We start from the raw sequence: 13,296 nt of genomic DNA, 5'->3' as shown, positions 1-13,296 counted from the left end.
GCCGGGGTGGCGACGTGAGCCGGACAAGCGGCGGGAGGCGGCGTGGTGGCTTCGCTGGGTGGGGTGTCAGGGGCAGGCGTGTTGGCTGGAGGGGTTCACGGAACTGGGGCCGCAGCCAGGTCCTTAGTCGGACTGACCGCCACTCCCAGAGCCGACGTGCCGGCTTCACTCGGGGCCGGGGCCGGGGCCGGGGCCGGGGTTGGGTGCGGACTCGCGGGCCGGGGTCGAGGCCGGACGCGCGGACCGGGGGCGGGGGGCGGAGGCCGGCTGGGGTCGGAGCTGGAGTTGAGGCCGAGGTCGGACTCCCGGCCAGGACAGGCCGGATCAGAAGCCGGAGTCCGATCCAGCCCTGTAGCCGCCACGACCCCTCGCGCCACATGCCGCGCCACGCACCACTCCGCGGCACTCCGCAATGGTCGCCCTCGTCACGCCGATTGCTCACCGATTGCCTCCCGAACACCGCTCATCTCCCTTCGACTCAACCGCTCTTCTCCAACCAAGCCGCAGCCAGCCGCCCCAGCCCCAACGCCGCCTGACAACAACACCTTCGACTCACCACCCGCCAGACGGCAGCCCCTCCGAGCCAGAACCACCCCAGAGGAACACCGAACTTGAACACCACCCCCACTCCCCACGACCCCACACCCCACGACCCCACCCCCGCCCACCTGCGCAACTACTCCGACACAGCCCCCTCCCCGCAGCGTCGCCCCCGCCCCGCCCACACCCCGCCCCAGGGCGGGCCGCCCGAATGGGAATGCCTGAGTGCTGCCACCCCCGGTCCCCAGAACCGTCCCGGTCCCCAGAACCGTCCCGGCCCCCAGAACCGTTTCGGTCCCCAGAACCGTCCCGATCCGCTGAGCCACGCCGATCCGTACACCGTGGCCGAAGCCGCGGCCGTGGAGAATCTGCTGCGCTGCTGGGTCCGCGAGAGCGACCTGCCCGCACCCACGGGCGGCACCCTTCGCATCCCCCTCCCCGCCAGTGGCACAGCCCTCCTCGCCCCCGTCCACTACTGGTCACCGACGGGCTGGCACCGCTTCGGCCGCCCCCTTCTCGCCAACGCTCCCGAACAAGCCCCGTCGGCCGACGCCGTCACCGTCGCGGCACTGCTCACCCGTGAGTCGCTGGCGACAGAGACTCCTGCGGAGACCTCCGAAGAGGCCCCCGAAGAGGCCCCCGAAGAGGCCCCCGCCTCCGCAGGCGGTGCCGAACTCGTGGCCCGCGTGGCCGACTCCGTCCGCCGCACCGCCACCTTCGTCCGTGAGCGTCGCGAAGACCCCGATGACGGACCTGACCTCTTCCTCACCGCCGAACAGTCGCTCGTCCTCGGCCACCCTTTGCATCCGGCCCCGAAGAGCCGCGAAGGTCTCTCCGAAGCCGAAGCAGCCTTGTATTCACCCGAATCACGCGGCTCCTTCCGCCTGCACTGGCTCGCTGTCGACCCCTCCCTCCTCGCCACCGACTCGGCCTGGACCGAACGCGGCCGCCCGGTAACCGCCGCCCAGCTCAGCCAGCGCCTGGCCGGCCCCGACCTGGCGCTGCCGGACGGGCGCACGGCCCTTCCGCTGCACCCCTGGCAACTCCGCGAGGTCCGGCACCGCCCCGAGACCGCCCCTCTCTTCGACACGGGACTGCTCCAGGACCTGGGAGTCCACGGCTCCCCTTGGTACCCCACCTCCTCCGTACGCACCGTCCATCGCTCCGGCGCCCCCGCCATGCTGAAGCTCTCGCTGGGCCTGCGCATCACCAACTCCCGCCGCGAGAACCTCCGCAAGGAACTCCACCGCGGTGTCGAGGTGCACCGGCTCCTGCGCAGAGGCCTGTCGAAGGAGTGGCAGATGGTCCACCCGGCGTTCGACATCGTCCGCGACCCGGCCTGGCTCGCCATCGACGGGCTCGACGGCAGTCCCGTCCCCGGCATCGACGTGGTGATCCGGCACAACCCGTTCAGCCCCTCGCATGACGTCTCCTGCATCGCCGGACTCGTCTCACCACGTCCCCGCGCCCGAGCCGACGTCACCGGAGGCCGCCCGGAGACGGAGGGGCCGGTCTGGCGGTCCCGGCTGGCCGAGCTCGTCACCCGCCTCGCCGCCCGCACCGGCCGCCCCCGAGGAGCCGTCGCCGCCGAGTGGTTCCTGCGCTACCTGGAACACGTCGTCCGTCCGGTGCTGTGGCTCGACGGAGAGGCGGGAATTGCGCTGGAGGCACACCAGCAGAACACCTTGGTCCTGCTGGACGGCGACGGCTGGCCCGCTGGTGGTCGCTACCGCGACAACCAGGGGTACTACTTCCGCGAGTCCCGGCGGGCTGAACTCGACGCCCGGCTGCCCGGCACCGGCGCACACAGCGACACCTTTGTCTCCGACGAGGTCACTGACGAACGTTTCGCCTACTACCTCGCCATCAACAACGTCCTCGGTCTCGTCGGTGCGCTGGGCTCCCAGCGCCTGGCCGACGAGCGGCTGCTGCTCGCCGCCTTCCGCCGCTTCCTCACCAACGTGGCCTCCGGACCCACCCGACTGCGCACCACGCTTCCCGGCCGCCTGCTCGACTCACCCGTCCTGCGCTGCAAGGCCAATCTGCTGACCCGCGTGCACGGCCTGGACGAACTCGTCGGCCCGGTCGACACCCAGTCCGTCTATGTCTCCATCTCCAACCCCCTTCACTCCTGAGGAACATGACCCACCCCGCCTCCTGAGAGGAGCGCCCCGGTGTCTCCCACCGACGCTAGTGCCGACGCCGTTTCCACCCCCTTGCCCGACGTCGGCAGCGGAACCTGTCCCGCCACGGGCGAGGACAGCACCACCCGAGGGGCCGACCGGGGCGCCGAGCGCAGCAGCGATCACGAAGACACACTGGACCTCCGGCTGCCGGACGAACTCCTCGCACTCTTCGAAACGGGACAGTCCGGCGCAGGCGACACCGATGCCGGAGCGGCGGAGGACGGGCAACAGAGCGGGGGCGACAGCACCGCCGCACCTGACTCACGCACCCGGCCCGACGCACTCACCCGTCCCGACTCACTCCCCCCGGCCGGCTATGACCTGCTCGACGGCGTCGCCGAGTGGGGACCGATCACGACCCCGGCGGGCGTCTTCCACCTCGTGCCCGTGCGAGTCGAGCGGGATCTTCCCCTCGTCTGGCGTTGGATGAACGACCCCGCCGTGACCGCGTTCTGGAAGCTGGCCGGGCCCCAGAACGTGACGGAGGACCACCTGCGGTCCCAGTTGGCCGGCGACGGCCGCAGCGTTCCGTGCCTCGGGGTGTTGGGGGGCACCCCGATGAGCTACTGGGAGATCTACCGGGCAGACCTCGATTCGCTGGCCCGCCACTATCCGGCCAGACCGCACGACACCGGTATCCATCTCCTGATCGGCGCCGTCACCGATCGGGGGTGCGGTCTCGGCAGCACTCTTCTCAGAGCCGTCGCCGATCTCGTACTCGACAAGCGACCCTCCTGTGCCCGCGTCATCGCGGAACCCGACCTTCGCAACATCCCGTCCGTCACCGCCTTTCTGAACGCAGGATTCCGCTTCTCCGCCGAGGTGGACCTGCCCGACAAGCGGGCGGTCCTCATGGTCCGAGAACGGTCCCTGCGCGGTCTGCTGTAGCGACACGTCATCGCGCAATCACTTTTGGTACACCGCTCAAGCCGAGTCGGTTCCCACCCGCCGCGGGACTTTTTTCCAATCTCCTCGGGCCACACGACTTCCGCTCCACCGCACCACGGTGCCTCGATCAATTCCGGACGCCGTCGGATCGGACCCGATCCGGACCGACGCAGACCCGGCCGAAGTCGGACCGGGTCGAACCGATCCGCCCCCATCCGCCACCGCCTTTCAGGAGTTCCGGGTCTTGATCCCGCCCTTCGTCGCCGACGTGATCACCCCTTTGTCAGTGCCGAGCCGTAGGGTGGTCGGGCTATGACGAAGCCCTCACTCCCCGAACTCCTGCATGCTGCCGTCACTGCCGTCGGCGGTACGGAGCGCCCCGGCCAGGTGACCATGGCCGAATCCGTCGCGGACGCGATCGACGACGGTTCCCATCTGCTGGTGCAGGCCGGCACCGGCACCGGAAAGTCGCTGGGCTATCTCGTGCCGGCGCTCGCGCACGGGGAGCGGGTCGTCGTCGCGACGGCCACCCTGGCCCTGCAGAGACAGCTCGTCGAGCGCGACCTGCCGCGCACGGTGGAGGCGCTGCACCCGTTGCTGCGCCGCCGACCGGAGTTCGCGATGCTCAAGGGCCGGTCGAACTACCTGTGTCTGCACCGCCTCCACGAAGGTGTTCCGCAGGACGAGGAAGAAGGACTCTTCGACCAGTTCGAGGCCGCCGCGCCCACCAGCAGACTGGGCCAGGATCTGCTGCGGTTGCGGGACTGGTCGCAGGACACCGAGACCGGAGACCGTGACGACCTCACGCCGGGGGTGTCCGACCGTGCCTGGGCGCAGATCTCCGTGTCCTCCCGGGAGTGCCTGGGGGCGACGAAGTGCGCCTACGGTGCCGAGTGCTTTGCCGAGATGGCCCGCGAGCGCGCCAAGCTCGCCGAGGTCGTCGTCACCAACCACGCGCTGCTCGCGATCGACGCCATCGAAGGCGCCCCCGTCCTTCCCCAGCACGAGGTACTGATCGTCGACGAGGCGCACGAGCTGGTCTCCCGGGTCACCGGCGTCGCCACCGGCGAGCTCACCCCCGGCCAGGTCAACCGCGCGGTGCGCCGCGCCGCGAAACTCGTCAACGAAAAGGCGGCCGACCAGCTCCAGACCGCGGCCGAGGGCTTCGAGCGGCTGATGGAGTTGGCCCTGCCCGGCCGACTGGAAGAGATTCCGGAGGACCTCGGCTATGCGCTGATGGCCCTGCGCGACGCCGCTCGTACGGTCATCTCCGGGATCGGAGCGACGCGCGACAAGTCGGTCCAGGACGAGGACGCGGTCCGCAAACAGGCGCTGGCCTCCGTCGAGGCGGTGCACGACGTGGCGGAGCGGATCACAAACGGCTCGGAGTGGGACGTCGTCTGGTACGAGCGTCACGACCGCTTCGGCGCCTCCTTGCGTGTGGCCCCCATGTCGGTGTCGGGCCTTCTGCGGGAGAAGCTGTTCGCGGACCGCTCCGTGGTCCTGACCTCGGCGACCCTGAAGCTGGGCGGAGACTTCAACGGCGTAGGAGCGTCCCTGGGTCTCGCTCCGGAAGGAACCGAGGGCGACGACCTGCCGCAGTGGAAGGGCCTCGACGTCGGGTCGCCCTTCGACTACCCGAGGCAGGGCATCCTCTACGTCGCGAAGCACCTCTCGCGACCCGCACGCGACGGCGACCGCGGGGACATGCTCGACGAGCTGACGGAGCTCATCCAGGCGGCCGGCGGCCGCACCCTGGGGCTGTTCTCCTCCATGAGGGCCGCCCAGCTGGCCGCCGAGGAACTGCGCTCCCGGGTCCCGGAGTTCCCGATCCTCCTCCAGGGCGAGGAGACCCTCGGCGAACTGATCAAGAACTTCGCGGCCGACCCGAAGACCTGCCTCTTCGGCACTCTTTCGCTCTGGCAGGGCGTCGACGTCCCCGGCCCCAGCTGCCAGCTGGTCGTCATGGACAAGATCCCGTTCCCACGCCCCGACGATCCGCTGATGAGCGCCCGCCAGAAGGCGGTGGAGGAAGCGGGTGGCAACGGCTTCATGGCCGTTGCAGCCACGCACGCCGCCCTGCTCATGGCCCAGGGCGCCGGCCGCCTCGTACGGGCCTCGGGGGACCGTGGTGTTGTCGCCGTACTGGATCAGCGGCTGGCGACAGCGCGGTACGGCAGCTATCTGAAGGCGTCACTGCCCGACTTCTGGTACACCACGGATCGTAATCAGGTGCGGAAGTCGCTGACGGCGATCGACGCGGCGGCGAAGGCCATGGAAGCGGCGGAGGTCGCCGCCGAAGCGGAGAAAGCCCAGGCAGAGCTCAGGTGAACGTCTGTTGGCCTGACCCGGTGCCGGGTCAGGCCAACAGGCGACGTGCGGCGATCCGTCACCAGCGCCGGACAGGGCAGGGCCCCGGAACCGGCGCAGGGGTTCCGGGGCCCGGTCGGGTCGGCGAGGCGTGCCGCAGTGCTCAGACGCGCCGCAGTACCGCAACTACCTTGCCGAGGATGGTCGCGTCGTCGCCGGGGATCGGCTCGTACGCGGAGTTGTGCGGGAGGAGCCAGACATGGCCGTCCTCGCGCTTGAAGCGCTTGACGGTGGCCTCGCCGTCGAGCATCGCTGCCACGATGTCGCCGTTCTCGGCGACGGGCTGGCGGCGGACGGTGACCCAGTCGCCGTCGCAGATCGCGGCCTCGATCATCGAGTCACCGACGACCTTCAGCACGAACAGCTCACCGTCACCGACGAGCTGGCGGGGCAGGGGGAACACGTCCTCGACGGATTCCTCGGCGAGGATCGGCCCACCGGCGGCGATCCGACCCACCAGAGGGACGTATGACGCGGCCGGCTTGCCCGCGGTGTCCGTGGGCTGCACCGAAGCCCCCTGGTCCGAGCCGCGCACCTCGTACGCGCGCGGGCGGTGCGGGTCGCGGCGCAGGAAGCCCTTGCGCTCCAGTGCCATCAACTGATGTGCGACGGACGAGGTGCTGGACAGCCCGACCGCCTGGCCGATCTCCCGCATCGATGGCGGGTAGCCGCGCCGCTGAACGGAGTCCCTGATGACTTCGATCACCCGGCGCTGCCGGTCGGTGAGTCCCGAGCTGTCCGCACGGATGCCCGGAGGTCGGCCCGGCAGGGAGCGCTTGTGCCCCTCGGGATTCACGGCTTCGTTCATCGCATGCACCGGCTCGAGTCGGCCCTGGGAACGGTCCTGGGCAGTGATGGTGGCACTGTCTGCGGTCGTGGTCACGTCGGCCCCTCTCGATGGTCTCCCTGCTGGACAACGGTAGTTGCTTTCGAAAGGTTGCGCCAAACACACGTTCGAGTGAAAAATCGCGAATCACCTTTCGCGATGATGTGTCTGGGTGTATGGCTAACGCGCCGCCCGCCGAACAAAAGGGCCCATTGCTGTACTCTTCACCGCCGGATGGCGACCTTGCGGGTTGTTGCCCCAGTCTGCCACCTGGTGGGCTGCGGGCCGGGTAGCGGCTCCCATCTGTGCGGGAATCCCACGTCCCCTCCTTGTGGCGCCCACGGTATCTCCGCATGCTTCGCAGCGATACGGCTGTGCGTCGTGTTCGCCGCGTGCCGGGACGGTCGTTTGGCACATGCCAATACCGGTGCGACACACGTGCGCGGCGTGTATGCCGTGCCAATCCCTACATGTAGTGCTTGGATTGCTACAGCAGCCCAGAAGTTGTGGTCCCCCGGGTCTCCGCGCCCGCTGCGATCGCCTATGCTGGGGGCTGCTTCGAGGGGCCCATGGGGCTCAGCGAGGCTATTGAGTCTGCTGTGAGGGAGGTTGGGAGTTCATGCACTGCCCCTTCTGCAGGCACCCCGACAGCCGTGTCGTCGACAGTCGTACGACCGACGACGGCACGTCGATCCGCAGGCGCCGCCAGTGTCCGGACTGCTCCCGTCGTTTCACGACCGTGGAGACGTGCTCGCTGATGGTGGTCAAGCGGTCGGGAGTCACCGAGCCTTTCAGCCGTACCAAGGTCATCAACGGTGTGCGCAAGGCATGCCAGGGGCGGCCTGTCACCGAGGACGCGCTCGCCCAGCTCGGCCAACGGGTCGAGGAGGCGGTGCGGGCCACCGGAAGCGCCGAGTTGACCACCCACGACGTGGGGCTGGCCATACTCGGCCCGTTGCAGGAGCTCGATCTCGTCGCGTATCTGCGATTCGCCTCCGTTTACCGGGCCTTCGACTCGCTCGATGACTTCGAGGCCGCGATCGCGGAACTTAGGGAAGACACGGGACCCCCCACCGCGGACGACGAGGACCGCGGTGAGGTTGTGGACGGCGACGAGGCCGTCGCGGGGAGCCAGGAAGACGACGGCGGGCCCGGAGGGACTGCTCAAGTCCCCGAGCCCGCCCGCGCCGCCGACTGATCGGCGGGCCGGGCCGGGAGACCGGGCCGGCCGGACGGCGGCGAACCAGGACCTGTTGCGGGCGGTAGCGAGTGGGTGCCCGCAATACCAGACAGAACACCGTGCCACGGGAACAACGGGGCACTTCAGGGCGTTTTCGCCCGTACCAGGGAGGCGGCATGACAGAGACGGCGAGCGGTCCGGCACGGAGTTCCCGCGCCAAGGGCACCAAGGCGGCTGCTAACAAGGGCCTGCGCATCGAGCGCATCCACACCACCCCCGGCGTGCACCCGTACGACGAGGTGGAATGGGCGCATCGTGACGTCGTCATGACCAACTGGCGCGACGGCTCGGTCAACTTCGAGCAGCGTGGCGTCGAGTTCCCCGACTTCTGGTCGGTGAACGCGGTCAACATCGTCACCAGCAAGTACTTCCGCGGTGCCGTCGGCACCCCCCAGCGCGAGGTGAGCCTCAAGCAGCTCATCGACCGCATCGTGAAGACGTACCGGAAGGCCGGCGAGGACTACAAGTACTTCGCCTCGCCCGCCGACGCGGAGATCTTCGAGCACGAGCTCGCGTACGCCCTCCTGCACCAGATCTTCAGCTTCAACAGCCCTGTCTGGTTCAACGTCGGCACGCCCCAGCCGCAGCAGGTCTCGGCCTGCTTCATCCTGTCCGTCGACGACTCCATGGAGTCGATCCTCGACTGGTACAAGGAAGAGGGCATGATCTTCAAGGGCGGCTCCGGCGCCGGCCTGAACCTCTCCCGCATCCGCTCCTCCAAGGAACTGCTGTCCTCGGGCGGCAACGCCTCGGGTCCCGTCTCCTTCATGCGCGGCGCCGACGCCTCCGCAGGAACGATCAAGTCGGGTGGCGCCACGCGTCGCGCCGCCAAGATGGTCATCCTCGACGTCGACCACCCCGACATCGAGGACTTCATCGAGACCAAGGTGAAGGAGGAGGAGAAGATCCGCGCCCTGCGCGACGCGGGCTTCGACATGGACCTGGGCGGCGACGACATCACGTCCGTCCAGTACCAGAACGCCAACAACTCGGTCCGTGTGAACGACACGTTCATGAAGGCCGTCGAGCAGGGTGGCAAGTTCGGCCTGACGTCCCGCATGACCGGCGAGGTCATCGAGGAGGTCGAGGCCAAGTCGCTGTTCCGCAAGATGGCCGAGGCCGCCTGGGCCTGCGCCGACCCGGGCATCCAGTACGACGACACCATCAACCGCTGGCACACCTGCCCGGAGTCCGGCCGTATCAACGGCTCGAACCCCTGCAGCGAGTACATGCACCTGGACAACACGTCCTGCAACCTCGCCTCGCTGAACCTGATGAAGTTCCTCAAGGACGACAGCAAGGGCAACCAGTCCTTCGAGGTGGAGCGCTTCGCCAAGGTCGTCGAGCTCGTCATCACCGCGATGGACATCTCCATCTGCTTCGCGGACTTCCCGACGCAGAAGATCGGTGAGAACACACGCGCGTTCCGCCAGCTCGGCATCGGCTACGCCAACCTCGGCGCCCTGCTGATGGCGACCGGCCACGCGTACGACTCCGACGGCGGCCGCGCTCTCGCCGGGTCCATCACCTCCCTGATGACCGGCACGTCGTACCGGCGTTCCGCCGAACTCGCCGCGGTCGTCGGCCCGTACGACGGCTACGCCCGCAACGCGCAGCCGCACCTGCGTGTCATGAAGCAGCACTCCGACGAGAACACCAAGGCCGTCCGCATGGACGACCTGGACACGCCGATCTGGGCCGCCGCCACGGAGGCTTGGCAGGACGTGCTGCGTCTGGGTGAGAAGAACGGTTTCCGTAACGCCCAGGCGTCCGTCATCGCTCCGACCGGCACCATCGGTCTCGCGATGTCCTGCGACACCACCGGTCTTGAGCCCGACCTCGCGCTGGTCAAGTTCAAGAAGCTGGTCGGCGGCGGCTCGATGCAGATCGTGAACGGCACCGTCCCGCAGGCCCTGCGCCGCATGGGCTACCAGGAGGAGCAGATCGAGGCGATCGTCGCCCACATCGCCGAGAACGGCAATGTGATCGACGCCCCCGGTCTCAAGCACGAGCACTACGAGGTCTTCGACTGCGCCATGGGCGAGCGCTCCATCTCCGCGATGGGCCATGTCCGCATGATGGCCGCGATCCAGCCCTGGATCTCCGGCGCGCTCTCCAAGACGGTCAACCTGCCGGAGACGGCGACCGTCGAGGACGTCGAAGAGGTCTACTTCGAGGCCTGGAAGATGGGCGTCAAGGCGCTCGCCATCTACCGCGACAACTGCAAGGTCGGCCAGCCCCTCTCCGCGAAGACCAAGGAGAAGGAGAAGGTCGAGGTCACGCAGAAGGCCGAAGCGACCATCCGTGAGACGGTCGAGAAGGTCATCGAGTACCGCCCGGTCCGCAAGCGCCTCCCCAAGGGCCGCCCCGGCATCACGACGTCCTTCACGGTCGGCGGCGCCGAGGGCTACATGACCGCCAACTCCTACCCGGACGACGGTCTCGGCGAGGTCTTCCTGAAGATGTCCAAGCAGGGCTCGACTCTCGCGGGCATGATGGACGCCTTCTCGATCGCGGTCTCCGTCGGCCTCCAGTACGGCGTGCCGCTGGAGACGTACGTCTCGAAGTTCACCAACATGCGCTTCGAGCCGGCCGGCATGACGGACGACCCGGACGTGCGGATGGCGCAGTCGATCGTCGACTACATCTTCCGTCGCCTGGCGCTCGACTTCCTGCCCTTCGAGACCCGCTCCGCGCTCGGCATCCACTCCGCCGAGGAGCGTCAGCGCCACCTCGAGACCGGCTCCTACGAGCCGACCGAGGAGGAGGTCGACGTCGAGGGTCTGGCCCAGTCGGCGCCGCGTACCCAGGAGCTGAAGGCCGTCGCCACGCCGCGTGCGGAGGTCGAGGCGGCCAAGCCGGCCCCGAAGCAGGCGCACACCAGCGCCGAGCTGGTGGAGATGCAGCTGGGCATCCAGGCCGACGCCCCGCTGTGCTTCTCCTGCGGTACGAAGATGCAGCGGGCCGGTTCCTGCTACATCTGCGAGGGGTGCGGCTCGACCAGCGGTTGCAGCTGATCTGAGTCACAGCCGTCCAGGGCGGTGCGGTCGGACATCGACCGCACCGCCTTCGGCTTTTTCCGTTTCTCCACGAGACGATCACACGTTAGGCTCCCCCAGCGCACGACCGGCGCGAGCGGCAGGGTGGGGGACGCGGGGAACATGGCTGAGCAGCAGATTGCCGATGTCGCGCAGAGCGTGAGGCAGCCCGAGAAGGGCTCGAACGGGTGGGGTCAGGTCATAGCGGCACTGGTGGTGGTCGGGGGGCTCGCCGCTCTTTTGTTGTCAGGGACCTTTCAGCAGAAGTCCGGCGACCCCGAGCCGGCCGTATGTCACGCGTCGGACGACGCCCGGCCGTCGAAGCCCGTCTCAGGGGTGCAGTTGTGCACGGCCCTGAACCGTGCGGACCTGCCCACGCTGCTCGGTACGCCCACGGAGTACGCGATGAACGCCAACGGCAACGAGAGTATGAGCAACTGGGCCGACGGCACCAAGACCGTCACACCCGAAGCGGAGGTCCAGCTGTCCACCTACTCCGTGAAGCTCTCGACGTCCGACGACGACATTCCGGTGGCCGAGATGGCGGGCTTCCTGGGACGTACGGCGGAGAGCAGGACGATAGGCGGACATCCGGCGGTCCTCTACTCGGACCGGACCATCGCCCTCAAGTTCAATCTCGGTGGCGGCAAGGTGGACAGCGGTCCGGGCGGTATCGCCCGCAGCCTGCTGGTCGCCAAGGACACCAAGGACGGCGGCGGCTTCTATGAGGTCACCATATGGCGTCAGGACGACGTCGTGCCCGATGACCTCGCGTTGTTCCGCGTAGCCGAGACGGTGCTGCCGACGGTCCCGGGCTGGACCGCCGGCTGATGGGTCACACCCGGCCCATGCTCCGGGTGAACGTCGCGGGGTCGTCGTCGAAGCCGGTGATCCCGGGATGGAAGTCCCAGGTACCGGATTCCTGACGGACGAACTCCGCGACTCTCGCGGCCGTAGCGCCGAGGACGCTGCCGAAGTCGTCCTCGGTCAGGACCGTGTAGCCCTCTCGGATGCGCAGACCCGGGTTGAGCACGCCGACGAAGGTGCGGTGCACGGAGCGCTGCTGGATGACGGCGCCGACGACCACGCGCGTGTACCGGGCGTCGAGCCGGTCGAGCTCGAGGGTCATGACCTCGTCCCAGCCGAAGCCTTTGCCGTCCTTGCTGTCCCGGTTGAGATAGATGGTGCCGTCGGGGGAGCGGCTGTCGAAGTGCACCACATAGGCGGGATCGCCGTACGGGTCCCCCGCCACATAGGTCGCGGCGACGATGTCCAGGTCGGTGGGCGGCTGCCCCGCCGGACTCGGATCCCACTTGAGCGCGACCTCGACCTTGCGGATCCCCTTGTTGATGCCGCTCACCGGATTTCCCCTTCCCCCTGTGTCCACGGCCCGAACTGCCGCTCGGGCAAGACTTGTTATCCATCCTGCCATGTGGGTCCGACACTTGGGGGCCTGCTCTGCCGCCGAGCGTGACCGGCGCCACGCTCCGTGGCCTTACCATGGCGCGGTGCTGGTCAAGTGGATTCGCTGCACCGTGGTGGACCGCCGCGGCTTCGAGCGCGGGCAGCGAAAGTGGGCGGGGCTTCTGGGGGAGCCGGGGTTTCGGGGACAGGGCGGAGGCTGGAGCCGGGGGCGGCAGGGTGTGGCGCACATCTTCTCCTTCTGGGAGAGCCGTTCCTTCTACGACTCCTTCATGGCGCGTTCCCACGACCGGCTCGCGGCGGCCCAGTCAGGCACGTTCAAGGACACCCAGGTCAAGCTGTTCGACTACCGCTTCGACGTGAAGACGGGCTTCGAGCCCCGCTTCACCGACGCCGATCTGGTGCGGTTCGCCCATTGCCGCGTCCACGAGGAGCGCGCGGAGCACTTCTCCCTCATGCAGGAGAAGGTCTGGAACCCGGCGATGGCGGGTTCGCCGGGGATGATCCGCGGCCTGTTCGGCGAGGCCCCGGGGCACGAGTTCCTCGTGCTCTCGATGTGGCGCTCGGCCGCCGAGCACGGCAAGTACCGCACCGAACGCGTGGAACGGCTGGCCCTGAGGGCCCAGACCGAGACCGATGTCGCCGCGCTCACGGGCGACATCCTGGACCTCGAACCCGCCTGGACGGTTTGAAATCCGGACTCACTAGGTGCGCGCCTGGGTGGCCGATGGTGCGGGAAATGTGTGACCTACGCCGTATGGAGCCCGTACGAGTCCTCGATACGCC

General features: G+C 68.6%; 9 protein-coding genes. 7 read left to right on the top strand and 2 right to left on the bottom strand.

Going from position 1 to position 13,296, the window contains the following annotated elements; genetic code table 11:
- Positions 1 to 611: 611 nt before the first annotated feature.
- The 3 genes from ACFVYN_RS19720 to ACFVYN_RS19710 all read left to right on the top strand — a co-directional run bounded on the left by ACFVYN_RS19720 (position 612) and on the right by ACFVYN_RS19710 (position 5,945).
- Complete coding sequence (locus ACFVYN_RS19720; RefSeq protein ID WP_390000068.1) at positions 612 to 2,675, top strand: IucA/IucC family protein; 2,064 nt, start codon at positions 612 to 614, stop codon at positions 2,673 to 2,675.
- 39 nt (positions 2,676 to 2,714) lie between these two features.
- Positions 2,715 to 3,614 (top strand): GNAT family N-acetyltransferase, encoded by a 900-nt coding sequence (locus ACFVYN_RS19715; protein WP_390000065.1) that lies wholly within the window; start codon positions 2,715 to 2,717, stop codon positions 3,612 to 3,614.
- A gap of 312 nt (positions 3,615 to 3,926) precedes the next feature.
- The gene (locus ACFVYN_RS19710) at positions 3,927 to 5,945 is read left to right on the top strand and encodes an ATP-dependent DNA helicase (RefSeq protein ID WP_390000062.1); all 2,019 of its coding nucleotides are present in this window, start codon (positions 3,927 to 3,929) and stop codon (positions 5,943 to 5,945) included.
- A 142-nt stretch (positions 5,946 to 6,087) separates the two neighbouring features.
- Here the strand turns inward: ACFVYN_RS19710 and lexA are convergent, their stop codons facing one another.
- Positions 6,088 to 6,867, bottom strand: coding sequence for a transcriptional repressor LexA (lexA, locus tag ACFVYN_RS19705; RefSeq protein ID WP_352382363.1), 780 nt, complete (start codon positions 6,865 to 6,867; stop codon positions 6,088 to 6,090).
- A gap of 562 nt (positions 6,868 to 7,429) precedes the next feature.
- Between lexA and nrdR the strand changes: the two genes are divergently transcribed.
- From nrdR to ACFVYN_RS19690, 3 genes are all read left to right on the top strand, one after another.
- Positions 7,430 to 8,008 carry a transcriptional regulator NrdR gene (gene nrdR, locus ACFVYN_RS19700; protein WP_390000058.1) on the top strand — a complete coding sequence of 193 codons (579 nt, stop codon included), beginning with the start codon at positions 7,430 to 7,432 and terminating at the stop codon, positions 8,006 to 8,008.
- A 158-nt stretch (positions 8,009 to 8,166) separates the two neighbouring features.
- Entirely contained in the window at positions 8,167 to 11,067 is a 2,901-nt protein-coding gene (locus ACFVYN_RS19695) for a vitamin B12-dependent ribonucleotide reductase (RefSeq protein WP_390000055.1), read from the top strand.
- Between the two features lie 144 nt (positions 11,068 to 11,211).
- Positions 11,212 to 11,919 carry a DUF6215 domain-containing protein gene (locus ACFVYN_RS19690; protein WP_390000052.1) on the top strand — a complete coding sequence of 236 codons (708 nt, stop codon included), beginning with the start codon at positions 11,212 to 11,214 and terminating at the stop codon, positions 11,917 to 11,919.
- 4 nt (positions 11,920 to 11,923) lie between these two features.
- On the opposite strand, the gene ACFVYN_RS19685 is transcribed toward ACFVYN_RS19690, so the two are convergent.
- Positions 11,924 to 12,448, bottom strand: a complete 525-nt coding sequence (locus tag ACFVYN_RS19685; RefSeq protein ID WP_390000049.1) for a TerD family protein — start codon at positions 12,446 to 12,448, stop codon at positions 11,924 to 11,926.
- A 148-nt stretch (positions 12,449 to 12,596) separates the two neighbouring features.
- Here ACFVYN_RS19685 and ACFVYN_RS19680 point away from each other — a divergent pair, with 148 nt between their 5' ends.
- Entirely contained in the window at positions 12,597 to 13,202 is a 606-nt protein-coding gene (locus ACFVYN_RS19680; protein ID WP_390000046.1) for a YdbC family protein, read from the top strand.
- Positions 13,203 to 13,296 lie beyond the last annotated feature (94 nt).

It is taken from the genome of Streptomyces sp. NPDC058307 (genome assembly GCF_042880295.1).
Classification (GTDB): Bacteria; Actinomycetota; Actinomycetes; order Streptomycetales; family Streptomycetaceae; genus Streptomyces.
The sequence above is the reverse complement of the archived record's forward strand: the minus strand, read 5'-3'. Positions and strand labels throughout refer to the sequence as shown.

What these genes read in the sequence shown, in the direction of transcription:
- ACFVYN_RS19710 (WP_390000062.1), top strand. Translation starts at nt 3,927, where the DNA reads ATGACGAAGCCCTCACTCCCCGAACTCCTGCATGCTGCCGTCACTGCC.
- nrdR (WP_390000058.1), top strand. Translation starts at nt 7,430, where the DNA reads ATGCACTGCCCCTTCTGCAGGCACCCCGACAGCCGTGTCGTCGACAGT.
- ACFVYN_RS19695 (WP_390000055.1), top strand. Translation starts at nt 8,167, where the DNA reads ATGACAGAGACGGCGAGCGGTCCGGCACGGAGTTCCCGCGCCAAGGGC.
- ACFVYN_RS19690 (WP_390000052.1), top strand. Translation starts at nt 11,212, where the DNA reads ATGGCTGAGCAGCAGATTGCCGATGTCGCGCAGAGCGTGAGGCAGCCC.